Raw genomic sequence first — 25500 nt, 5'->3', positions numbered from 1 at the left:
TATGAGAATAAAAAGAAGAAATAGAAATGGAGTATTATTAGTAATTTTTGCGCTACTATTATTATTAGTAATAGGAGGGCTTATAAACTTCATTGGAGAAAAGATGAATCCTTCGGCTGATGCTCAGAATAATATTACTATTTCTAAAGAAATAGAGCTGAGAACAGGTCCGGATGATACATATCCAGTATTAAAAAAAGTAACTGCTGGGGATAATGTTGAAATGCTAAGTAAGTCGGATACTTGGTATGAGATTAAAACAAATGATAGTTTTGTTGGATGGGTGCCAGGATGGAGCATTTTGGGAAGTGGACAGAAGAGCCCTGAAGATCAGAATAAAGAAAAGTTAAAATCTTATTCAATATTATTAAATCCAGTAACGAAACAAGATGAGGATGTAGATTATAAAGGAGTACACTCTAAGTCTTATAATCTAAAAGTAGCTAAACAACTAAAAGAGTTGTTAGAAAAAGATGGTATAAAAGTGATTTTAACTAGAGATAATGATGATATTTCGCCTACAAAGGAAGAAATAACAAAAATTGCTGCTGAAAATTCAGTAGAATTGTTAATGGATATAGATACTACAAACACTAGTAATAAAGATACTTTTGGAGTGAAGATATACTACGGAACTCAACAGTCTTCAATAGTAGCAAGAAGCATCGAGAAAAATCTTTCAGATCACTATTTATCAAAAGTATCATCTTCTGAAAAACAAGGGAATTTTTCTCAACTTAGTGATAAATTACCACAAGTAAAAGTAATATCAGCAAATTTAGATAAAAAAGTTGATGTTGACTTATTAAATAATGAAACTGTGAATAAACAGTATATAGATTCATTAAAAGAGGGAATCGAAGGCTACTTATATTATCTAATAAATGTCGATAATTATAATGCTAAGAGAAAAGAACAGTTACTAAACTTACCTCAAAAAGGTCTTTCTGTTCCTATGTATTATATGAAACAAGATGCATATAAAAATATTTCATATGGATTAGATAGTAAGAAAACAATCGAAACCAATGGAGATGCTATTATTTCACTTGCTATGATTGCGAAGTATATAGGTAAAGATGAAGCAACTGTAGAAGAACTTGCGTCTTGGGCAGGAAATAAATACTATATTAAAAATCAAGGGACACAACCTACAATTGTTTCAGCTTTCGCAGATAAATATAATCTTAAGGTTGAAAGAGTTGAGACGGACAAATTAATCGAAAATATAGAAAGTGCCATAAAAGATAATAAGCCAGTTCTTGTTAGATTAAAATCTGGTGTATTTGGTGATAGAGTGACGTACAAAGTTATTAGAGGCTTTGAAGATGACAAATTCTATATAAATGATCCAAATGATGATGATGTAAAACTTACAAGTTATAATGGCTTTACAGAAAATGATCTAAAAAATAATATTGCTCAAGCTTGGGTATTTAGTAAATAAAAATAAAGATTAACTTAGATAACTTCTAGGTTAATCTTTTTTATTTAAAATCAAAATTTTTATTGACTAATAGTATAAAATAAAATATAATAGTTAACAAGGTTAACTAATTAGTTAATGTTGTGAACTAATTTATAAAATTAAAGGAGGTAGAAAATGAGTGGAAATGAAATATCATATCACGTAGCAATGGATATGATGGAAGAATTTAGATTGATAATGAAAAGATTTCATAAGAAAAGTGATACACCGTATAGAAAACCTGAATTTCAAGCAATGTTATTTTTATCTTGTAAAGGGAAAATTACTATGCAGGAGTTAGGTGAAGAACTACATGTGACAAAACCTAGAGTTACAGCACTTGTAAGTGAATTACTAGAAAAAGATTTTGTTGTTCAAAGTACAGATGAAAAAGATAAAAGGAAAAAATATCTTAGTTTATCTGAAAAAGGAGCCGCATGCATAGAATCACATAGAAGAGCTTATGAAGCTTGGTTCGAATCTATGTGGAATAAATTTGATGCTCGAGAAAAGGAAGCATTTAATATATTGCTAACAAAAACAAATCTAGTATTAAGAGAAGAACTACAAGAAAAGGAGGAAAAAAATGAAACTAATTAAATATTTAAAAGGTTTCTTAGTACCGATGATATTTTTAGTTGCGATATTAGGAGTTCGTGTTGTCGCAGAGCTTGCATTACCAACCTATACAAGTAATATTGTGGATAAAGGTATTCAACAAAGTGGTATTGAAGATTCCGTTCCTGAAAAAATCAGCAAAAAGTCATTAAATGAATTAGAATTATTCATGACAGACGATGAAATCAAGAAAGTAACATCTAAATATACAAAAGACGGTGATGTTTATAAACTTGATAGCATTAATGAGCAAGAACGTAGTGAATTAAATGATATATTAAAAAATACTATGACTGTAGTATCTGGTGCAAAATCTGAAAACCTAGACTTAGCAAAGGTTGCAGAAGGAGTAAAACTAGGTTTAGTTAAAAAAGATAGCTTAATTGAACAAAAGAATAAATCAATTAGTGACTTAGGAAATTCAGCAGATATGATTACAAAACAGGCTGGTATTCGTTATGTAAAAGAAGAATATAGAAATAATGTAGGTATCGACACTAACGAAATTAGAAAAAATTACCTTAAAGAAGTAGGAATCATGATGATAATCGTGACATTTATTTCAGGTATTGGTAGTATTATTTCGAATTTTATTGCTAGTAGAATTTCTTCGGAAATAGCATATAACTTGCGTGAGAAATTGTATAACAAGGTACTATCATTTTCTAAACAAGATATCGATAAATTTTCAACTGCTTCATTAATTACAAGAAGTACAAATGATATTCAACAAATCCAAAATGCTTTAAATATGATGTTATTTATTGCGATTTATGCACCTATGATGGCAGTATACGGAGTTTACAAAGTTACACAAACAGATACAGGTATGACTTGGATAATCGCATTAGGTGTAGGTATTCTAGGGTTAACAATAGGAATAATCTCATTCTTAGTAATGCCTAAATTCAAAATTATGCAGAAATTAATAGATAGAGTTAACTTAGTGACTCGCGAAGCATTAACTGGTATTTCTGTAATCCGAGTTTTTGGACGTGAAAAATACGAAGAAGAAAGATTTGATAAAGAAAATACTGTTCTTAAAAATGAACAACTTTTTATCAATAGAACATTGTCAGCGCTTATGCCAATGATTATATTAATAATGAATGGAATTGCATTATTAATAATTTGGGTTGGTGGAAAAAATATAGATTCTGGTAGTATTCAAGTTGGAGATATGATGGCATTTATTACATATACAATGCAAATAGTAATGTCATTCTTATTCTTCACATTCTTAATGATGCAATTACCTCGTGCAGAAGTTGCAGCAGGCCGTATTAATGAAGTACTGGAAACAGAGGTTACTGTCGTAGATAGTAAACATATTGATGATAGTAAGCTTCAAGATGTGAAGGGTACATTAAAATTTGATAATGTTAGCTTTACATTTGATGGTGCTGATAGTCCAGTATTAAGTAACATTAGCTTTGAAGCAGAAGCAGGAAAAACTACAGCAATTATAGGAAGTACGGGTAGTGGTAAATCTACATTGCTTCATTTGATTCCTAGATATTTCGATGCTAGTGAAGGTGAAATTTCAATTGATGGAGTCAATATTAGAGATATAAGTTTAAGTAAATTAAGAGACACTTTAGGATTTGTTCCTCAAAAAGGAGTATTATTTAGTGGTAATATTGAATCAAATATTAAATTTGCTGATGAAAATATTTCTGATGAGCAAATGAGAAAAGCTGCTGAAATTGCTCAAGCAATAGAATTTATCAATGAAAAAGAAGATAAATTTAATAGTGAGATTTCACAAGGTGGATCAAATGTTTCTGGTGGACAGAAACAACGTCTTTCAATTGCTCGTGCGTTAGCGAAAAATCCTAAGATACTTCTTTTCGATGATAGTTTTTCAGCACTAGACTATAAAACAGATGTTAAATTAAGGAAAACTTTAAGAGAAGAAATGGCTGGTGTAACTACTATAATAGTTGCCCAACGTATTGCAACAATTTTAAATGCAGATAAGATTATCGTAATGAATGAAGGTAAAATAGTTGGAATCGGAAAACACCAAGAACTTCTAGAAACTTGTCCAACATATTTAGAAATTGCAGAAAGCCAACTTAGTGAAGAAGAATTACAAAAAGGAGGTAAACATCATGGCTAAAGATCAAAAAATAGAAAAAGCTAATAACTTTTCTGGAACATTAAAAAGAATTATCAAACTGATGTTTACACAGTATAAACTCTCAAGCATATTGATTGTATTCTTTGCATTAGCTAGTACTGTATTTGGTATAGTAGGGCCTAAGATTATGGGGAAAGCAACTACTGAACTTTTTGAAGGCTTAGTAGCTAAGATTAGTAATGAAGGTAGTATCAACTTTGAGAAAATAGCAGGAATTTTACTTACTGTATTAGGTTTATATATACTTTCATCATTATTCATGTTTATTCAAGGTTGGTTGATGAGTAATATTTCTCAACAAATGACTTATGACATTCGTAAAGATATAAGTAAGAAAATAAATACTTTACCTGTTGGATACTTTGAACAACGTACAGTAGGTGAAACTTTATCACGTGTAACAAATGACGTGGACACATTAGGTCAATCACTTAACCAAAGTTTTACACAAATAATTTCTAATACTGCAACAGTTTTAGGGGTATTGGTAATGATGTTTACAATAAGTCCTTTAATGACGCTTATTGCGTTAGCTTTAATCCCTGTTTCGGGAATCCTATTAGGCGTTATAACAAAATGGAGTCAAAAATATTTCAGAAGCCAACAAAAAATGCTTTCTGATGTGAATGGGCAAGTAGAAGAAAGTTTCTCAGGTCAGAATATTATTGCAGCATTCAACTATAAAGAAAAAAGTGTAAAAGAGTTCAACGATAAAAATAAACAATTATATACATCATCATGGAAAGCAAACTTCTTCTCAGGATTAATGTTCCCTGTGATTAACTTTGTTGGTAACCTAGGTTATGTTGGTATTGTTTTCTCAGGTGGATTATTAGTTTCTAAAGGAACAATTGGTGTAGGTGATATTCAAGCCTTTATCCAATATATAAGAAACTTCACTCAGCCAATTGGTCAAATAGCACAGTCTATGTCAGAAATTCAAAAGATGGCTGCGGCTGGAGAAAGAGTTTTTGAGTTCTTAGATGCTAAAGATGAAGAAGATGCAGAAGTACTTGAAACAGTTACTAATAAAGAGGGTAATGTTGTATTTGATAAAGTTAAATTCGGCTATGTAGAAGATCAGATTATTATTAAAAACTTTACTAGTGATGTTAAAAAAGGTGAAATGATTGCTATTGTAGGACCTACAGGAGCAGGTAAAACAACAATGGTTAAATTACTTTTGAGATTCTATGATATCAACGGTGGAAATATTTATATTGATGGGAAAGATATTTCTAAATTAGATAGAGCTGAGCTTCGTTCTTACTTTACAATGGTACTACAAGATACATGGTTATTTAAAGGAACAATAATGGAAAACCTTCGCTATGGTCGTTTGGATGCTACAGATGAAGAAGTAATAGAAGCGGCTAAAGCAGCTCACATTCATCACTTTATTAAAACTTTACCGGGTGGATATGATATGGAATTAAATGAAGATGCTTCAAATATCTCGCAAGGACAGAAACAATTATTAACAATTGCTCGTGCAATACTTGCTGATAAACCTATATTAATTCTTGATGAAGCAACTTCAAGTGTAGATACACGTACAGAAGTACTAATTCAAAAAGCAATGAATAAACTTATGGAAGGTCGTACTACATTCGTAATAGCCCACCGCTTATCAACAATTAGAAATGCAGACAAAATACTGGTATTAAAAGATGGAGATATTATCGAACAAGGTAACCATAACGAATTACTAGAACAAAAAGGTTTCTATTCAGAATTATATCAAAGTCAATTTGCAGAATAAAATTAAAGGCATTTAGAGATCTCTCTCTAGATGTCTTTTAATATTATTTCTTTGACAATATAAAGTTAATAAAGTATAATTATCTCATATTCGAGATAATTATGATGTGAATATGTGTAAATAAGATAGGAGAATCCTTATGAATAATGAGTTTAAAGCCGTTATTGGAATTATGAGGGCTAGTAATTTATTAGTAGATGATTTAAAGAGAACTTTAAAGAATTATCCAATTAATGCGACTGAATTTGCTGTTATGGAATTTTTATATAGTAAAGGTGAGAAGAGTATTCAAGAAATACGGGATAGAATATTACTTGCTAGTGGCAGTGCAACCTATGTTGTAGATAACCTTGAAAAAAAAGGATATGTTATTAGAAAGATTTCCCAAAAGGATAAAAGAGTAACTTATATAGGATTGACTGAAACAGGAATGAAATTAATAGATGACATATTTCCAACGCATAAAAAAAATACTAAGAAAATTTTTGAAAAAATAAATGACAAAGAGTTAGTAATATTAAAAGAAATCTTAAAAAAAATAAACTAGAGGCTTATGCCTTTTTTAATAAATAAATATCTTGAAATTGAGATAATATAGGAGGACATAAAATGATAGAGTTAGGAATTAGTACATTTGGTGAAACTACAGAAATTGAAGGAACAGGAATAACACCTGCACATGATGAACGTATTAGAGATATGATAGAAGAAATGAAACTTGCAGATGAAGTTGGTTTAGATCTTTACGCAATTGGTGAGCATCATAGAGAAGATTTTGCAGTATCAGCACCAGAAATTTTATTAGCAGCTGGTGCGGCTGTTACAAAAAATATAAAATTAAGTTCAGCAGTAACAGTATTATCATCATCGGACCCAGTAAGAGTTTATCAACAATATGCAACAATCGATGCTATTTCTAAAGGTAGAGCAGAAGTAATGGTAGGTCGCGGTTCTTTTACAGAATCATTTCCGTTGTTCGGTTATGATTTAGGTGATTATGAAGAACTGTTTGATGAAAAATTAGCGATGTTAGAGAAAATTAAAGATAATGAAATGTTAACATGGGAAGGAAAATATACACAAAAGGTAGAAAATAAGGGAGTGTATCCGAGAAGTGTTCAAGAAGATTTTCCAATTTGGGTAGCGACAGGAGGAAATACGGAGTCTACTATTAAAATAGCTCAAAAAGGATTACCTATAGCTTATGCAATAATAGGAGGTCAATATAAAGCTTTCAAAGGTTTAATAGATTATTATAGAGCTATAGGACGTAATGCAGGTCATAGTAACGATAAGTTAAAAGTCGCTTCACATTCTTGGGGATTCGTAGCTGATACGGATGAAGAAGCGATTAAAAAATATTTTCATCCAACAAAACAAGTAGTTGATGCAATTTCAAAAGATAGACCATTTTGGAGACCTCTTACTTTCGAGCAATATTTAAATAGCGTAGGGCCAGATGGATCTATGTTGGTAGGTAGTCCAGAAACAGTTGCCAATAAACTTATTGATATGATAGAAACATTAGGATTAGATAGATTTATGCTACATCTACCTCTTGGGTCTATGCCACATGAAGATATAATGAAAGCTATAAAACTATTTGGAGAAGAAGTAGCTCCACGAGTTCGAGAATATTTTAAGAATAAAAAATAAATTTTATGAGATAAATTAAGCTATATTTTTCAAAAGAGTATTCTCTGTGTTATAATGATTAAATAATACATAAATGGAGTGAAACGATGATTTTAGATAAGTATAAGTATTTATTATTTGATTTAGATGATACATTGTTAGATTTTGGTAAAGCACAAGTTTTAGCTTTTAGAAAATTATTAGAAGATGAGAATATAGAATATAATGATGAGTTATTTGAACAATATGAAACGATAAATAAATTTCTATGGAGAAGTTTTGAACGTGGAGAAATATCAAATAAAGAAGTTACAAGTGAGAGATTTATAAGATTTTTTAAGTTGTTTGATAGAAAAGTTGATGGTAATGAAGTAGATATTAGATATAGAGGATATCTTGCTGAAGGGAATCAACTTTTTGATGGAATAATTGAAATGTTAGAGAAGTTAACATCAACTCATAAATTATATGTAGCTTCTAATGGAATTGGAATTACTCAACATACAAGACTAAAAAATAATAATCTTAATAAATACTTTGAGAAAATTTTTATTTCCGAAGAAATTGGTAGCAAAAAGCCAGATAAAGAATTTTTTGATATTATCTTAAAAGAAATAGATGTAGAAAATAAGGATGAAGTTTTAATGATAGGGGATACTCTTACATCTGATATACTAGGTGCTAACAATGTTGGAATAGATAGTTGTTTAGTAGATATTCATAAAACTTCTAATCCAGAGATAGTACCTACGTATAAAATAGCGAAAACTATAGATTTATTGGAATTATAAAAAGGAGTCTAAGTTGATATTTATTCAACTTAGACTCCTCCTTTTATAAACTATGATCATTGTATTTAATATTTTCTAAAGCAATAAAACAGTGTTCAATATCGTATTGTTCTTTTAGAAGAATTTTTACATTTTCTACTATTATATAATCTTTAGCAGTATTATACTCATTTAAAAGGATATGCATTGCTGCGTTAATTTCATTAGTATCAGTATGCCAAATGTGGAATTCATGAATATCTGCAATACCTTCTATCTCTTTAATCTTATTGTAAATTTCTTCGGTATCTAAAGTAGTGGCTTCCATTAAAATTACAAATGATGATTTAGTAATTTTATATCCACCTTTAAATAATATTATACTGATAATAATACTCATAATAACGTCAACGATTTGATAGTTTGTAAAGTAAATAATTGTTGATGAAATTATAATTCCGATTGAACTGATTAAATCACCAAGGAAATGCCATAAAGCACTTTGAATATTAAGATTATCTTCTTCTTTTAAACTTTTTGTTAAAATTATCGTTACTACAATATTGAAGATTAAACCTATTGTTGAAATTATCAGCATAGATTTGAAATCAATATCTCTCGGATTGAAGAATCTCATAAATCCTTCGAAAACTAAATAAATTGAAATACCTAGTAGCATTAAACCATTAATAAAGGCTGCTAGTACTTCTAATCTCACAAAACCAAAAGTGTATTTTTTGTTTGGCTTTTTTGAACTGAATAGTAAGGCTATTAAACTGAATCCTAATGCAATAACATCAGAAAACATATGAAATGAATCGCCTAATAACGCTAATGAATTAGATAGAAGCCCTCCGATATATTCTAATAATGCAAAACTTATTGTTAAAATTAATGTTGTATAAAGTACTTTTTTTGAGTATGCTTGAATTTTATAATGTTTTTTATGATGGAAATTTGTTTGTATCATTTTGTCCTCCTTAAATTATAATATTGTTATTATAATTTAAGAGAGAGGATATTACAAAAATACTGCACTGATAACAATTATTAGTACTTTTATCATCTGGCTCTATTGCATTTTTTATATTAGTTTGATAAAATTAAGAAGAATTTAGAAGAAAAAAGGTGGAGAAAATTATGCGTATTTTATGTATTGGGGATAGCAACACTTGGGGATATGTCCCAGGTGAGGATGGAGTAAGAACTGACAAACGTTGGACTAAATTACTAGCAGAATTTCGTCCTAATGATACTATTATAGAAGAAGCTCTTTGCGGAAGAACAGTTACTGCAAAAGATACAATTGTACCGGTTAGATGTGGTATTGATACATTACCAATTTTAATGTTAAGTCATGTACCTGTGGACTTGGTAATAATCATGTTAGGTACTAATGATTTGAAAAAACAATTTAATCCGAGTGCAAAACATATAGCAAGAGGAGTCGAAGAATATATTAAATATATAAGAAATCCACACTTAATCGCGGGATATAAAATTCCGAAAATTCTTATCGTTTCACCAGTTCCTTTACGTGATGAAATAGTAGAAAGACAAAGCTTATTTGGGGAATTTGACGAAAACAGTTTAAAACAATCAAAATTCTTAGCTCAAACATTTAAAGAGGTAAGTGATAAATATGAAGTAGACTTTTTAAATGCGGGGCGTGTAGCCGAGACTTCATTAATTGACTGTATTCACTTAGATGAAAAAAATCATGAAAAATTAGCGAAGTATATTGCTAGTAAAGTATCTGAAGTGTTAGATTACGAAGAAGCAAGATAAGAAGAATCCGATGATAAACTTTCTAGATATGAAAGATTATCATCGGATTTGTTTTTTATATTGTTTAAAAGATATTTTACTTATATATATAGTTAAAATAGCTAGAAGCATATATATCAAATTGAATTCTGAAATAATAAATTGATTAGTAAAAGTTATGCTAAGTATTGTAAAATATATTCCGATTATGTATGTATTACCAGATTGCTTAGTTAAAGTTCGATCGATAGTTTTAAAAATTCTATAATAGATATTTAGTAAAATAATAAAAATAACACTAATTAACCAATATCTATCCGGTGGAATATTAAGATATAAATCACTTAATACCAAAGAAAAAGTAATAAAGTTAGTCATAATAAATAAATGACTAGTTAAATGACTAAAATTAATATCTCGAACATGAATACTTCTAGATATAAAACTAGGGAATAACTGACTTATCGTAAAGGCAAGAAGTATGAACCAATAACAATAATCAATGAATATTAAACCTAAAAAGAGGGCTAATGTTCGTCCAGTGTGAATGTAACAAAATGGTTCAGTAAGCTTTTTTATCATTAATTGTTTATTATCTGTGAGGATGTACTCTGTGATGTGTTGAACACTCAATATCACGGATAAATGCACTAACGTTGCAAGAATGAATTTAATATCAAATGTATTTCTTATTAATAAATTTAAGACAACAAAAGTTTGAGAAATTAAAAAGAAATAATTTAGAAAACTATCTTTACCATATCTATTTAAATGAACTACTTCCAGTAACCAACTATTAAAGAAAATTATAAATACCAATAAAAAATGAATGAATCCATATATTGACTTATTCATATATAAATATTCTATTGAGAATTTACTTATTAATAAAGACAATGAGATTGTATAAAAAGTAGTTAGTATTGTTTCTCTTTTTAGAATAAAATTCAAAATAAATCTCTCTCCTTATTCTTATTTAACTTCAAAAAATTTCACAAAAAAATATTGAAGTTATCCGTAACAAAATGCTAGGGGGATAACTTCAACCCTCTTTACAAAATGAAAGAAGTTATAATCATATTTTATCAAAAAAAAAATTGAATATCAATAAAATGAATGGACCTCAAAAGACTTTCATTATTAAAGAAAGATTTTTAAGATCCATTTCTAGTTGAGTTTTAAATTGATATATTTTATTTAGAATAGTTATTTTTTGAATTTTTTATGAGTTTCTGTGTAAAACACTAAACCGAGTAATGTAATAATAACTCCACTTATAGCTAACGTAAATTGAGTTATAATAGCAGCTAGTACTATATAAGCTCCACCTATTATAGAAATCCAAGGAACTATAGGATATAGTGGTACTTTGTATGGACGTGGCATATTAGGTTCTCTTTTTCTAAGGACAAATACAGCGAAAAATGTCGCTATAAAGAAAATCCAAATTGTAAATAAAAGAAAATCTGTTAGAGTATCAAATTCTCCTGTAAACATCATCGCAATAGTTAAAACTAAAGTTACTAAGGCTGAGAAATATGGAATTGAGAATCTATTTAATTTAATCCAAAAATTCTTAAATGGAATTTGATCTTTCATTGCCATTGCATAAGGAACGCGAATAGCGGTCATAGTAAATCCATTCATAGTACCGTAAACACTAATCATAATACCAATAGTTATTATTTTTCCACCGTTTGGTCCAAATAATTTAGTAGCTACATCATTAGGAACATTACTGTTACCTGCTATTTGTTCCATAGGCATAGTAAGTAAGTAAGCTACATTGATAAGTAGATAAATTGCAGTTATTACAAGTAAACCATATAAAATTGCTCGTGGTAAATCTTTTTTTGGATTTTTCATTTCACCAGCAATAGTTCCAACATTACTCCAACCGTCATAACCATACATGGCAGCTAACATTGCAGTACCAAGAGCGGCTAGAGGAGTTGAACTAGTTGATGATGAACTAGTAGGAAAAAGTTCAATTGTTGTAGGATTAGGTTGTAATAACCCGAAAACAATAATTGAAATAATAGGTATAAGTTTACAAATAGTTGCAACAGTTTGAATACGACCACTAGCCTTACTACCAAGTAAGTTTAATCCTGTTACTGTAGTAGCAGCACATGCCCCGACAAGTATTGAGTATTTTTTATCTACCCCAAAAAGATTTAGAAATTGTGTTGAAAAAATAGCGGCGGCGGCAGCTATACTGGCAGGATAGTATATTACAGCTTGAGCCCAACCAAGTAAGTATGATATTGTTTTACCATAAGCTTTTTCAACCCAAACTATCATACCACCGGTTTCCGGTATAGCAGCAGCAAGCTCAGCAGTAGTTAATCCTGCACAAATACTTATAATTCCTGCAAGAATCCAAGCAAGTAATCCAAGGCTGACATTTCCTGTAGTCTTATATATAACGGCTGCTTTGAAAAATACCCCAGATCCAATAACTACACCAACTACTGTAGAGAATGCTCCAAAAAATCCAATCTCTTTTTTTAAGTTTTCCAAAAAGAATCCCCCCTTATAATATGGAATATTTTTAAATAATATTTAATTTTTAAAATTTTTATAGTTGTTTTTTCTATTAATTTCTAGGCGTACTTATTATATCTTATTTTTCATACCTAAACAATAGTTTTAGAAGAAAAATTTAACAAATTATGTCAGAAAATTTTACATTATATTTATTTATGATATTATATTAAATCAAAGATTGAAATTAGGACATTTTAATTAATAGTACAAATATTAAATGTTAAAAAATTTAGAAAAATTCTTTCTAAAGATTTAACAAAACGGATTAAAATGTGTTATAATAGGAAGTATCTGAATAAAATTACTAGATTATACTAGAAAGGAATTTAACATGACAGAAGAAATTAAAGTAGATGTACAAGATTTAAATGATCAAATGCTTGTTCGTCGTGAAAAAATGGAAGCTATGAGAGAAAGTGGTTTAGATCCATTTGGAACTAAATTTGAAAGAACACATCTTTCAGATCAAATCGTAGCAGAATATGATAAATTTAGTAAAGAAGAATTAGAAGAAAAAAATATTTCTGTAACAATTGCAGGACGTATTATGACTAAACGTGGTAAAGGTAAAGCAGGATTTGCTCATGTTCAAGACTTAGGTGGTCAAGTTCAAATTTACGTTCGTCAGGATAGAGTTGGAGATTCTTATGAATATTTCAAAACTCTTGACCTTGGAGATATCGTTGGTGTAACAGGAGTATTGTTCAAAACTAATGTAGGTGAATTATCTGTAAAAGCTGATAAATTCGAAATTTTAACAAAAGCATTACGTCCACTACCAGACAAATTCCATGGACTTAAAGATGTTGAAGAACGTTATAGAAGAAGATACGTAGACTTAATTATGAATGAAGAAAGCAAAGAAACATTTATCTTACGTTCTAAAATTATTCAAATTATGCGTAGCTACTTAAATGAACGTGGATACTTAGAAGTGGAAACTCCTATGATGCACTCAGTTGCTGGTGGAGCTGCTGCTCGTCCATTCGTGACTCACCACAATGCACTTGATATGCAATTATTCATGCGTATCGCACTTGAATTACCTTTAAAACGTTTAATCGTTGGTGGATTAGAAAAAGTATATGAAATCGGTCGTGCATTCCGTAACGAAGGTGTGTCTACAAGACATAATCCAGAATTCACAATGATTGAATTATATGAAGCTTATGCAGATTACAATGATATTATGGACTTAACAGAATCTATGATTGCGTATATCTGTAATGAAATTCACGGTACTACAAAAATTATGTACGGAGAAGATGAAATTGATTTAACTCCAAAATGGCGTCGCGTACACATGGTTGATGCTATTAAAGAAGTAACAGGTGTTGACTTCTGGCCAGAAATGACAGATGAACAAGCTCATGCATTAGCTAAAGAGCACAATGTTCCAGTTAGAAAAGATATGAAAGTTGGACACATTATTAATGAATTCTTCGAAACATTTGTAGAAGAAACATTAGTTCAACCAACATTCGTTTACGGTCATCCAGTAGAAGTATCTCCATTAGCTAAAACTAATGCAGAAGACAAAAGGTTTACTGATCGTTTCGAATTGTTTATCGTTAGACGTGAACATGCTAATGCATTTAGTGAGTTAAACGACCCAATCGATCAAAAAGAGAGATTCTTAGCACAAATGGATGAAAAAGATGCTGGTAACGAAGAAGTTTATGAAATGGATGAAGACTTCGTAGAAGCATTAGAATATGGTATGCCACCAACAGGTGGATTAGGAATCGGAATTGATAGATTAGTTATGTTATTAACTAACTCAGCTTCAATCCGTGACGTGCTGTTATTCCCATACATGAAGCACAAATAAGTCGATATTGATTTATTAAAATCTGATTAGAAGAATATTATTCGAAATAACAAAAATTAAAACTCCCTAAAATTTAGGAAGCTTTAATAGGAATTAAAGGGAGCTTAGTCTCCCTTTTATTATATAAAAAAGATATATAAGGAGTATCCAATGGCAAGCTTTTTTGAAAAATTAAAAGAAAAATTTTCTGCTAAGGAAGAATTAAATGAGGAACTGATTTCACTTGACGAATATGAAGAGTTCGTCGAGAGTCAGTTTGTAACTGAAAAATTTAAAAAAGGATTAAAAAAATCTCGTGATAACTTCTCTAATGCACTTAATAATTTAATTAGCTCATATAGAGAAATTAACGAAGAGTTTTTTGAAGATTTAGAGGAATTACTTATTCAATCGGATGTTAGTTATAATACCGTATTAGAATTAGTTGATTATTTAAAAGTTGAATCACAACGACAAAATCTAAAAGAACCAAGTGAGCTTCAAAGTATGATTATTGAGAAGTTGGTAGATGTTTACATGGAAGGAACTGTAAAATCTGAATTAAACTATGCACCAGAAAAAGAACTTTCAGTGTTCTTATTCGTGGGGGTAAATGGAGTAGGAAAAACTACATCTATCGGTAAGTTAGCTTATAACCTTAAGAAAGAAGGAAAAAAAGTACTTATAGCAGCTGGAGATACATTTAGAGCAGGGGCTATTGATCAACTTGATGTTTGGGCAAAACGTAGTGGTGCAGATATTGTGAAATCACATGAGGGAGCTGATTCAGCAGCGATTATCTTTGATGCTATTCAATCTGCTAAAGCAAAAGGTTATGATGTATTACTTTGTGATACAGCAGGTCGTCTGCAAAATAAAGATCATCTTATGAAAGAGCTTGAAAAAATTGTCCGTGTAATTAAAAAAGAAGTTCCAGAAGGACCACAGGAAGTACTTTTAACAATAGATGCGACAACAGGCCAAAACGGTATACTACAAGCGAAAACATTTAAAGAAGTAAGTGATGTAACAGGTGTAATCCTTACTAAACTTGATGGAACAGCTAAAGGTGGTATAGTTATCGCTATTAAGAAAGAACTAGGTATTCCAGTTAAACTTGTAGGTTTAGGGGAAAATATCGATGATTTAGAAGTGTTTGATCCTGAACAATATATTTATGGACTATTTTATCAAGAAAACTCTGAGAAAACTGAAGAACAATTGGACGCAGAATAGTAATTAAGAAATAGTTTGATTAATGAAATTTTAAAAAACTAAAAAGTTATAAGATTTTTTAAATTTTCAGCTTTAATAAATAGTTAAGTGAGATTTTTCATAAATTTGATTTTCAAAATCATATTTGGAAAATCTCTCTTTTTTGTATTAATTTTAAATTAATAATTAAATAGAAATATTTTAGTATTAAATTTGAAATTATTTCCGAAAATTAATTGAAAAAATTGTAATAAAAGTATATAATATATATATTAAGAAGGTAAATATATATGGAGGATTGAGATGGGATTTTTATCTAAATTATTCGGAAAAAAAGAAGAGCAAGTAAATGAGGTTGTCTTAAGCTCATACATGAAAGGTAAAGTAGTAGATATTACAGAAGTACCGGACCCAGTATTTGCTCAAAAAATGATGGGAGATGGATTTGCTATTATTCCTGAAGAAGGGAAACTTATTTCACCAGTAGCTGGAGAAATTATCCAAGTATTCCCAACAAAACATGCTTTTGGAATTAAATCAGGAGATGTAGAAATTCTTATTCACGTTGGATTAGAAACGGTTGCTATGAAAGGTGAAGGTTTCGATGTAGCAGTATCTGCAGGAGATAGAGTTGAAGTAGGTCAAACTTTATTAACTTATGACTTAGAGTTAGTTAAAGAAAAAGCTAAAGACATTATTACTCCTTGTGTTATCACAAACATGGATGCAGTGGAAAATATCGAAGTATTAAAATTTAATGAAACTGTTGATTTCTCACAAGAAGTAGCAAAAGTAAAACTTAAATAGACCCAGGTCTATTTAAGTTTTACTATTAGTGGCGAAATTATGAATGATAAAAAATTTTGGAAGATTATATATCTGTACATAACGAAATATAATTATAGTATATTGTATTATCGTCCAGAAAAAAAAGATGTATGGCTTATTAATGAAGATAATGAATTAATAAGATTTATATACGGAGATAGTTTTAAATCAACAGAAATTGACAGTATTGTTTCTAATGTTATTAGAAATGAAGTTAGACTGAAAAAAATGTTTAAACTGAGTAGTTTAAAAATGAAAATCCTATACGTTTCTCCTGAATTTGATGATTTTATAGAAGATTACAAAAAGTATAGAATATCAAATAGCCTAATTATTGAACGTATTTTATATAATGAGAAAAACAGTAAGTTGTTTTTAAAAGAAAAAGATAAGAGTTTTATTGAAGGAACGCCTGACACTTTAAGATATAAAAATAGAGTGGTTGAATTATATAAGAGACAGACTTTAGATAGAAGTGTATTTAATGTAAAGTATAATATCTTATCAGGTCTTTATTTAATTTTATTCTTAATAAATTATTTTATAATTTATTTATCGAATAGACATAGCTCTGCATACCAATATATCGAGTATAGTTATCAGAAAATTATAAGCGGTCAATTTTATAGAGTATTTACCAGTGTTTTTACAGTAGATAACTCTATGAAATTGTTAGTAATATTGGCAACACTCGGGGTGAGTTCAATACTATTTAATAAGTCTCTTAACATATTAAAAAGCATTGGAATATTATTAATAGTTTCTTTAGTATTAAATCTCCTGTTGATATTTGGATATTCAGGAACGCTAGATATTGCCCTGGTTTCAAATATTGCGCTTTTAGGTTCTATTTTTATGGGACAGCTTAGTAAAAAGAATGATAATTTGAAATTCATGTATTCTGGTGCGATCTCAATTGTCTATCTAGCCTTGGTTTCAATATTATTTGATACTTATATAGTTTTATATATTTTTTCTTTTGTATTAGGAGTATTTATAGAATTATTCTTAGTTAAGAAAAGAGTTTATATAGCACTAGTTTGCATGGTAGTCTTTTGTTTGCTTGGTGAAATATTGTTATTCGCAGGTGTTAATACGAAAAGTACAATTAACAGATTTAGAGTTTCGAGGGTTGATAGTAGGTTGCTAAAAACATATAGTGATGAAGATATATTTAATTTAGAAACAGAATTAAACTCTAAGAATAAATCAGCTTTAACTTATTATGAGTTAGGTATGGTGAAGATGACGACTGCAACTAAACAAGATGCTAAAAAAGTTTTTCTTGAGGGAATAAATTTTGATGATTCTTTTGCACCGCTTTATTATAATTTAGCAATAATTGAACGCCAAGAAGGTAACTATTCAAAAGCAAAAGAGTATGCAAAAAGAGCTTATGAATTAGACGGTAGAGAAACTAATAAAAACCTAGTTGATGAATTGAGTAATTTTTAAGGTGATATAAATGAAAAATTTTTATGATTTACAACAATTTTTGAAATCATTTGGTATAATTATATATATGAAGGATAGAAAACATACATTAAGTATGGTAGAATATGAAGTGAGAGAATTAAGACGATTAGAATTAATTTCAAAAGAAGATTTTATAAGAGCAATTGCTATAATAAGACATGAAGTTAATTATGAATTATCAAAAGGATAGGTGATAAGAGATGGAAAATAACCTAATATTTATTAAGGTTCGTAGAAGAATAGAAGAAGATGTTGTGAAGATTGAAGAAATGATTAATGCTTGTGTATCGGTAAAAGGTCAGAGAAAATGTCCACTTTATCAAGATGTTATTGATACTCAAATATATGGTCTTACTAAAGAAATAAACTTAGCAGTAGAAATAGGTTGTATTTCACAAGAAGCTGGGCGCATAATTCTAGCTGATTTAGAAAATAAAGCTAGTGAAATGTACTCTAATATAGAAGAAGAAAGTAAAGCAAATTAATATGAATTTTGTAAGAAGAATACATAGATCAATTAAGCATGAGCGTAGACATGTAAGATTAGATTGGGTAGTAGCATTAACTCTTTTAGTATTGTTAATCTTAAGTTGCATGATGGTCTATAGTGCTAGTATGATAGGGAATAAATATGGTACCTTTACATCAGGTATTCCAGTAGGTGAAACATATTTCTTACGAAGACAAGCGATGTGGGCAGTACTAGCTTATATAGCGTTTCTAGTATTCTCTGTTGCAATACCTTTTGAAGTTTTTAAAAATAAAAGCTTTTTAATGAATGGATATCTAGTAATAGCGTTTCTACTATTTGTACCTTTATTTATGCCATCAATAAATGGTGCTAGATCTTGGATAAGAATAGGTGCGTTCAGTTTTCAGCCATCAACTTTAGCACAGTTATTTATCATTATGTATATGGCATATATTTTAGAGACAAGAAAAGTTAAATTAAGACAAATTTGTACGAGTTCAGAATTACTAAAAATGTTTGGTATACCGCTAGGATTAGTTACTATAATAGCTCTACAAAATGATACTGGTATGATACTTATCACGTTGTCAGTTATGGGGATTATGACTTTATGTTCTAATATGCATTCTCAAAACATAAAAAAAATATTATCACTAGCGATAGTGGCAGGTGTGGCAGTATTGATGTTATTTATGTTGAAGAGTGCATTGTTCAGTAGCGGAACTTCGTATAGAACAAATCGACTTAAGGTTTTTCTTAATCCATTTTCAGATGACTTAGCTGCAGCAGCAGATCAGGTAATAAATTCATATGTTGCGTTTGGTAATGGTGGATTATTCGGTAGAGGATTAGGAAATTCTATCCAAAAACTAGGTTATTTACCAGAAGCACATACAGACTTTATACTTGCTATTATAGCTGAGGAGTTAGGTTTTATAGGAGTTTTATTCGTAGTTACTTTATTATTAATTATCATTGGAAAAGTAATATTTTCTGGTACAAAATCAAGAAATACTTTTTCAGCTATGTACTCATTAGGATTCGCAAGTCTATTAGTAGTACAGGGAGTAGTAAATATTGGTGGAGTTACGGCTTCTATCCCGATGACTGGAGTTCCACTACCATTTATAAGTAATGGTGGTAGTTCAATTCTTGTATTAAGTATTGGATTAGGAATAGCTACTAATATTTTATCCCATGTTAAATACTTAAGAAGTAATAAAAAATAATGATGATAAATCGGATTAATATTTTAAATATTGGTCCGATTTTTTGATTGGGAGTGACTCGAAAATCATGATTTTGTAGAAATCGATTTTGTTGAGTCACTCCCGCACAGTTTATTAGACATCTAAATAGCTTTTATAAAACGAATTTAGATATCAATAAACCACTGCGTCTATGAGTTCTTATACGAGCTTTGTTAAAATTTTAGGACTTTTGGGTCAGCCCCTAAAATTGAAAAATTTATATTTTATTATGATGAGACTTGCTAACTTATAATAATCAAGCTATAATAGTAAAGGTAACTTTTAAAGGAGATTATAGATGAAATTAGAACAATTTGATTTTTATTTACCAGAGGAACTTATTGCACAAACTCCTCTTTTAAAAAGAGATACTAGTAAATTACTGTGTGTAGATAGAAAAAATGCTACACATGAACATAGAGTTTTTTCAGATATTATAGAATATTTTAATCCTGGTGACACTTTGGTATTAAATAATACTAGAGTAATGCCGGCACGTTTATATGGGGCAAAAAAAGATACAGGTGCTGCGATAGAAGTATTATTATTAAAAAACTTGGGACATAATGATTGGGAATGTCTAGTTAAGCCAGCCAAAAGAATAAAAGAGGGAAATATTGTATCTTTTGGTGATGGAATAATGGAGGCGGTGTGTACAAAGGTACTTGATGATGGATTTAGACATTTTGAATTTGTTTACGAAGGAATATTCCAAGAAAGACTAGATGAACTAGGTACAATGCCTTTACCCCCGTATATAAAAGAAAGATTAACTGATAAAGAAAGATATCAAACAGTTTATTCTAAAGAAGTAGGAAGTTCAGCTGCTCCAACTGCTGGCCTTCACTTTACAAATGAATTATTAGATCGAATTAAGGAAAAAGGCGTAAATATTGCGTATTTAACTCTTCATGTGGGGTTAGGGACATTTAGACCAGTTGCTGTAGAGAATATAGAAGATCACGATATGCATTCAGAATATTATACTCTAGATGAAAAAACAGCGGAACTTATTAATAAAACAAAAGAAAATGGAGGAAGAGTATTTTCTGTAGGTACCACTTCAACAAGAACATTAGAAACAATTGCTCGAGACAATAATGGAAAAATAGTTGCAGCATCAGGTTGGACAAATATTTTCATCTATCCGGGATTTGAATTTAAATGTGTTGATGGATTAATCACTAACTTTCATCTACCAAAATCATCATTAATAATGCTTGTTAGTGCATTTTATGATAGAGAAAAAGTTTTAGAATTATATAATATAGCAGTTGAAAACAAATATCGTTTCTTCAGTTTTGGAGACGCGATGATAATAATATAGTTATTGAAAGGAAATTTTTAAATGAGAGATGTTAAAGAAAATGCAGTTTGGTATGAGCATATAAAGACATGTAAGCAGTCAGGTGCAAGATTAGGTATTGTTCATACTCCACACGGTAGCTTCGAAACACCAGTATTTATGCCGGTTGGAACACAAGCTACAGTAAAAGCAATGTCACCAGAAGAAGTAAAAGGAATGGGTGCTGATATTATTTTATCTAATACATATCACCTTTGGTTACGCCCTGGTGAAGAAATTGTTGAAAAAGCAGGTGGACTTCACAAATTTATGAATTGGGATGGAAGCATCCTAACAGACTCAGGTGGATTCCAAGTATTTTCTCTTAGTGAAATGAGAAAAATTGAGGAAGAGGGAGTTCATTTTAAAAATCATCTGTCGGGAGAAAAATTATTCTTGTCACCTGAAAAAGCAATGCATATTCAAAATGCTTTAGGTTCAGATATAATGATGGCTTTTGATGAATGTCCAGACTATAATCATGACTATAAATATATTCGTCAATCAGTAGAAAGAACTAGTCGTTGGGCTGAGAGATGTCTAGAAGCACATAAAAATCCAAAAACACAAAGTATTTTTGGTATAGTTCAAGGAGCAGGATTTAATGATTTGCGTGAACAAAGTGCTAAAGATTTAGTAAGTATGGATTTTCCAGGTTATGCTATCGGAGGTTTATCGGTTGGTGAACCAAAACATGAAATGTACAGAGTTTTAGAGCATGTTACGCCATTATTACCAGCTAATAAAGCAAGATATTTAATGGGGGTAGGATCACCTGATGCACTATTTGAAGGAGTACTTAGAGGAGTAGATATGTTTGACTGTGTATTACCTACGCGTATTGCACGTAATGGAACATGTATGACTTCTGCTGGACGTGTTGTAGTTAAGAATGCTAAGTATGCGGAGGACTTTACACCACTTGATCCAGAATGTTCATGCTATTGCTGTAAAAATTATACAAAAGCATATCTTCGTCATTTATTTAAAGCTGATGAAATATTTGGTGCTAGACTAGCGACTACTCATAATATTCATTTCTTAATTAATATGATGAAAGATATTCGTCAAGCTATTAGAGAAGATAGATTACTAGATTTCAAAGAAGAATTCTTTGAAAAATATGGATTAAATCAAGAAAATCCTAAGAATTTCTAATAATCTAGTAAAAAAAATATGATAAAAGGTTTATTTTTTACTTCTTATATAGTAGAATAAACATATATTATAAATAAACGGAGGTAAAACATGCAAGGTTCATATATTAATATTATTATGATAGTATTTCTTTTTGGATTCATGTACTTCATGATTATTAGACCACAATCTAAAAGAAATAAAGAATTAAAACTTCTACAAGATTCATTAAAAGAAGGAGATAGAATCGTAACTTTCGCTGGAATTTACGGAGATATCGTTGAAGTAGGGACAGTAACAGTAAAAGTAAGAATTGCACCAAAAGTAGAAATCGAAATAGATCGTAATGCTATTCGTAGCTTAGCTGCAAAATAATAAATATTTAAGCGGATTATATTAATAATCCGCTTATTTTTTTGGAAAAATTTTTTAATTTTATGGGAGTTTTGTTAAGTACATAGTGTATTAATTATTTTGAAATGTTATTATTTCTATAAGTATATTTGTTAGTATATAAATGCAATATTATAAAGAAAAGATAAAAACTAAATAAAAATTGTAATAAATAAATTAGATAGGTAAGAATTACGTCACTTCTAAAAAGTGAATTAATATAAAAATACTATTGAATTTAAGTTTGTTATATTTGATATTTTCATGTATACTTAAACAATATAGAGTAATTAGTTAACTTAAAATAATGTTAATTAAATTCTAAATACATATATTTAAGATGGAATCTTGGAGGGAATATGTTTAAAAATAATATTGATAAAAAAATAGTAAAATATGGAATAAAGAAACTTAGTTTAGGAATAGTATCAGTTGCAATAGGTACATTAGTATTTTTAGGTGGTTCAGCAAGTGCCCATGATGAAAATAGTTTAAATGAAGATGGTAACACAGTACATGAAAAACTTAAAATTTTAGAGAAAAATTCTGAAACTACTAATAATTTGGAAAATAAAACTGCTAAAGAAAGTAATAATATTTCTAATGATAATACGAAATCCTCAGTAAGTGAAAATAATATAGAAAATAAGAATTTAGCTACAGATTCAACTTTAACTACTACAGTAAATGCAAAACCTGAAAAAAAAGATGTTACAACAAACTCAAGTTCTTCAAATTATAATTTAAATGTTCTAGATAAACGAATAGATGATAGTAGTGATATTGCTAATCTACTGACGAAGATAATTAATAAAAACTTAGAAGAAAATAAAGTTACAACTGAGGAAGTAGAAAATACTGTAGAACCTGTAGAAAAAGGAACAAAAATCATTTCTAGACTTACTAGCAAATATGCTGAAGATATAGCAAAAGGTTATATAGGATTAGAGGGAGGTAAGTACGATAGTTTAATTTATAAAAAGGCAATATTAAATCCTGATGGAGATGATGATGGAGATGGTATAGCAAATAAAGATGAATTATATATTTATAAAAAAGACGGACGTACTTATCTTGGGTATGATATTCATCCAAGACTTGCCGATACTGATGGAGATGGATTAAACGATAAAGAAGATAAAGATAAATTAATCTGGAATGTATCAGCAAGAGATATGGCCATGTTTATAAATTTAGTTTATGAGAATGATAAAAAAATAGATGATATTCTTAAAAAACAAGCTCCAGCAGGTACTCTTTCAAACAATATTCAAAAGATGACTAATAATGAGCTTGGACCATATTGGAGAGTAAAAGAAACATTTCATCAGGATAATGGTCTAGACGCGGTATTATTTGAAACAACTAATAATTTTCCATTTTTAAAAGGTGATAATATCCAAGTTCTTGCTTTTGCAGGCACAAATGTTGCGCAAGCAGGGGATTTAAAAGCCGATTTAGCATTATTCTTTGGTAATGAATCAAATCAGAGTGAAGCAGCTATTCAATTAATGAAAAAAATAAAAAATGATAGTACAATTACAAATTTATATATCACTGGACACTCATTAGGTGGATATTTATCATTAAGAGCTACGGCAACGGCTGAAAAGGAAAAATTTGGGAAGTATAAACAAACTTATACGTTTAACGCTCCAAAAGTTAAGAGTGGTTGGTTATGGGGAGTTCCTAAGGATGATGTAAGAATTTCTGAAGAGCTTGCAAAAACTGGGAAGATAAAAAATTATTATACTGATAATGATAATATAATCCCTGGAAATCTTCAGCCTAATAATAAAATAAGCATAGGTAAAAGTGCAGGAGCTCATTCATCAACGTCTTATTTTGAAAATAGAGTAAATTCAAATCCAGATTTTAATTTTGGAAAACGTCAAGGAATGGATGGAGTTGGATATCGTGATGAAAATATAAATAATTTAAGTATAATTGATCCAGAAAATGGAACATTGAGTAAGACGTTTTTACCAACTTTAGTAGATGATAAACCAGTATCTATAATGATAGGAGACAAACTTAAAGATAAGGATATAATCAGTAAAGTTAATAGAAATTTATTACCAGTTAATACTAAGTTATCATTAGTTTATAAAGATGAATTAACATCTTTGGGTATGAAATATGCTACAGTAAGAGTTGCATATTTAGATGATAATAGTAGTAATGACATCAATATTCCTATATCAGTAAATGAAGCAGATAAAAAAGAGCTGATATCTGTAGTCAATGCTGCTCAAAAATTAGTAGAGTCAGTTGTAGATTTATCAGATAAGACTAAAAAATCAGCTGAAAATTATAATTTATCAAAATCAACTTTAACAGAAAAATTGAAAGAAGCGGAAGCTACAATTTCGAATACACTTTCTCCACAACTTGCTATTAATAATATTACTAGAGAAATAGCTAGCTTAGGACTGGATGTTATAAATTCACGTGCTGCCTTAGAACTAACAGAAGCAGGAAAATATGAACCAAAACTTTTAAATGATGAAAAGATATTATTACATCAAGGAAGTAGTTTAAATGTAAATGAAGTAATTAATAAGATAGTTAAAGATAATATCCCACAAAATATAAACTATGAAATATTAAATTCTACAGATTTTGGAGAATTAGGAGATGTCAATGCAAGGGTAAGAATAACATATTCTGATGGTTCAAATGACATAGTTAATGTACCTATTAGAGTATATACAGATTCTAAAGGCGAACCAGTAGTACAAGAGGAGAAACCAGAACTAGTAATAAGTGAAAAAGGTGAGCCACTAGTACAAGAGGAGAAACCAGAACTAGTAATAAGTGAGAAAGGTGAGCCACTAGTACAAGAGGAGAAACCAGAACTA

Annotated in this window: 21 protein-coding genes; 19 read left to right on the top strand and 2 right to left on the bottom strand. The window is 29.6% G+C overall.

What is annotated here, in order from left to right; all coding sequences use genetic code 11:
- The first annotated feature begins 1 nt into the window (after position 1).
- From PNO30_RS07775 to PNO30_RS07745, 7 genes are all read left to right on the top strand, one after another.
- Positions 2-1447, top strand: a complete 1446-nt coding sequence (locus PNO30_RS07775) for an N-acetylmuramoyl-L-alanine amidase (protein WP_271987839.1) — start codon at positions 2-4, stop codon at positions 1445-1447.
- A 156-nt stretch (positions 1448-1603) separates the two neighbouring features.
- Positions 1604-2068 (top strand): MarR family winged helix-turn-helix transcriptional regulator, encoded by a 465-nt coding sequence (locus PNO30_RS07770; protein ID WP_271965047.1) that lies wholly within the window; start codon positions 1604-1606, stop codon positions 2066-2068.
- Positions 2055-4208 (top strand): ABC transporter ATP-binding protein, encoded by a 2154-nt coding sequence (locus PNO30_RS07765; RefSeq protein WP_271987837.1) that lies wholly within the window; start codon positions 2055-2057, stop codon positions 4206-4208. Before PNO30_RS07770 ends, PNO30_RS07765 begins: the two co-directional genes overlap by 14 nt.
- Positions 4201-5991, top strand: coding sequence for an ABC transporter ATP-binding protein (locus tag PNO30_RS07760; protein ID WP_271987835.1), 1791 nt, complete (start codon positions 4201-4203; stop codon positions 5989-5991). The genes PNO30_RS07765 and PNO30_RS07760 overlap by 8 nt, the downstream gene beginning before the upstream one ends.
- Positions 5992-6130: 139 nt before the next feature.
- Complete coding sequence (locus PNO30_RS07755) at positions 6131-6538, top strand: MarR family winged helix-turn-helix transcriptional regulator (protein WP_271987832.1); 408 nt, start codon at positions 6131-6133, stop codon at positions 6536-6538.
- A gap of 62 nt (positions 6539-6600) precedes the next feature.
- Positions 6601-7647 (top strand): LLM class flavin-dependent oxidoreductase, encoded by a 1047-nt coding sequence (locus PNO30_RS07750; protein ID WP_271987830.1) that lies wholly within the window; start codon positions 6601-6603, stop codon positions 7645-7647.
- An 86-nt stretch (positions 7648-7733) separates the two neighbouring features.
- Positions 7734-8417: a YjjG family noncanonical pyrimidine nucleotidase gene (locus PNO30_RS07745; protein ID WP_271987828.1), complete on the top strand. Its 684-nt coding sequence runs from the start codon at positions 7734-7736 to the stop codon at positions 8415-8417.
- A 43-nt stretch (positions 8418-8460) separates the two neighbouring features.
- Here PNO30_RS07745 and PNO30_RS07740 read toward each other — a convergent pair whose 3' ends face one another.
- Entirely contained in the window at positions 8461-9366 is a 906-nt protein-coding gene (locus tag PNO30_RS07740) for a cation diffusion facilitator family transporter (protein ID WP_271987826.1), read from the bottom strand.
- Between the two features lie 170 nt (positions 9367-9536).
- Between PNO30_RS07740 and PNO30_RS07735 the strand changes: the two genes are divergently transcribed.
- Complete coding sequence (locus PNO30_RS07735) at positions 9537-10184, top strand: GDSL-type esterase/lipase family protein (RefSeq protein ID WP_271965054.1); 648 nt, start codon at positions 9537-9539, stop codon at positions 10182-10184.
- Between the two features lie 1185 nt (positions 10185-11369).
- Here PNO30_RS07735 and PNO30_RS07730 read toward each other — a convergent pair.
- Positions 11370-12686, bottom strand: a complete 1317-nt coding sequence (locus tag PNO30_RS07730; protein ID WP_271987824.1) for an APC family permease — start codon at positions 12684-12686, stop codon at positions 11370-11372.
- A gap of 358 nt (positions 12687-13044) precedes the next feature.
- Between PNO30_RS07730 and lysS the strand changes: the two genes are divergently transcribed.
- From lysS to PNO30_RS07675, 11 genes are all read left to right on the top strand, one after another.
- The gene (gene lysS / locus PNO30_RS07725; RefSeq protein ID WP_271987820.1) at positions 13045-14544 is read left to right on the top strand and encodes a lysine--tRNA ligase; all 1500 of its coding nucleotides are present in this window, start codon (positions 13045-13047) and stop codon (positions 14542-14544) included.
- A 150-nt stretch (positions 14545-14694) separates the two neighbouring features.
- Complete coding sequence (gene ftsY / locus PNO30_RS07720) at positions 14695-15759, top strand: signal recognition particle-docking protein FtsY (RefSeq protein WP_271987816.1); 1065 nt, start codon at positions 14695-14697, stop codon at positions 15757-15759.
- 282 nt (positions 15760-16041) lie between these two features.
- Positions 16042-16545 (top strand): PTS sugar transporter subunit IIA, encoded by a 504-nt coding sequence (locus tag PNO30_RS07715; protein ID WP_271965058.1) that lies wholly within the window; start codon positions 16042-16044, stop codon positions 16543-16545.
- A 39-nt stretch (positions 16546-16584) separates the two neighbouring features.
- Positions 16585-18021: a hypothetical protein gene (locus PNO30_RS07710; protein WP_271987814.1), complete on the top strand. Its 1437-nt coding sequence runs from the start codon at positions 16585-16587 to the stop codon at positions 18019-18021.
- A 10-nt stretch (positions 18022-18031) separates the two neighbouring features.
- Entirely contained in the window at positions 18032-18232 is a 201-nt protein-coding gene (locus PNO30_RS07705) for a YqgQ family protein (RefSeq protein ID WP_003146438.1), read from the top strand.
- A gap of 10 nt (positions 18233-18242) precedes the next feature.
- Complete coding sequence (locus PNO30_RS07700) at positions 18243-18527, top strand: DUF1507 family protein (protein ID WP_271965060.1); 285 nt, start codon at positions 18243-18245, stop codon at positions 18525-18527.
- 1 nt (position 18528) lies between these two features.
- Entirely contained in the window at positions 18529-19743 is a 1215-nt protein-coding gene (locus PNO30_RS07695) for an FtsW/RodA/SpoVE family cell cycle protein (RefSeq protein ID WP_271987811.1), read from the top strand.
- Positions 19744-20062: 319 nt separating this feature from the next.
- Positions 20063-21091, top strand: a complete 1029-nt coding sequence (gene queA / locus PNO30_RS07690) for a tRNA preQ1(34) S-adenosylmethionine ribosyltransferase-isomerase QueA (RefSeq protein ID WP_271987810.1) — start codon at positions 20063-20065, stop codon at positions 21089-21091.
- Between the two features lie 21 nt (positions 21092-21112).
- Entirely contained in the window at positions 21113-22267 is a 1155-nt protein-coding gene (gene tgt / locus PNO30_RS07685; RefSeq protein ID WP_271965064.1) for a tRNA guanosine(34) transglycosylase Tgt, read from the top strand.
- Positions 22268-22357: 90 nt separating this feature from the next.
- A complete protein-coding gene (gene yajC / locus PNO30_RS07680) occupies positions 22358-22621 on the top strand; it encodes a preprotein translocase subunit YajC (protein ID WP_271965065.1) in 264 nt (87 codons plus the stop codon).
- A gap of 377 nt (positions 22622-22998) precedes the next feature.
- The coding region (locus PNO30_RS07675) for a Rib/alpha-like domain-containing protein (RefSeq protein ID WP_271987808.1) at positions 22999-25500 on the top strand (2502 nt) is incomplete at its 3' end.

It is taken from the genome of Gemella haemolysans, assembly GCF_028308085.1.
GTDB classification, from domain to species: domain Bacteria; phylum Bacillota; class Bacilli; order Staphylococcales; family Gemellaceae; genus Gemella; species Gemella haemolysans_D.
The sequence above is the reverse complement of the archived record's forward strand: the minus strand, read 5'-3'. Positions and strand labels throughout refer to the sequence as shown.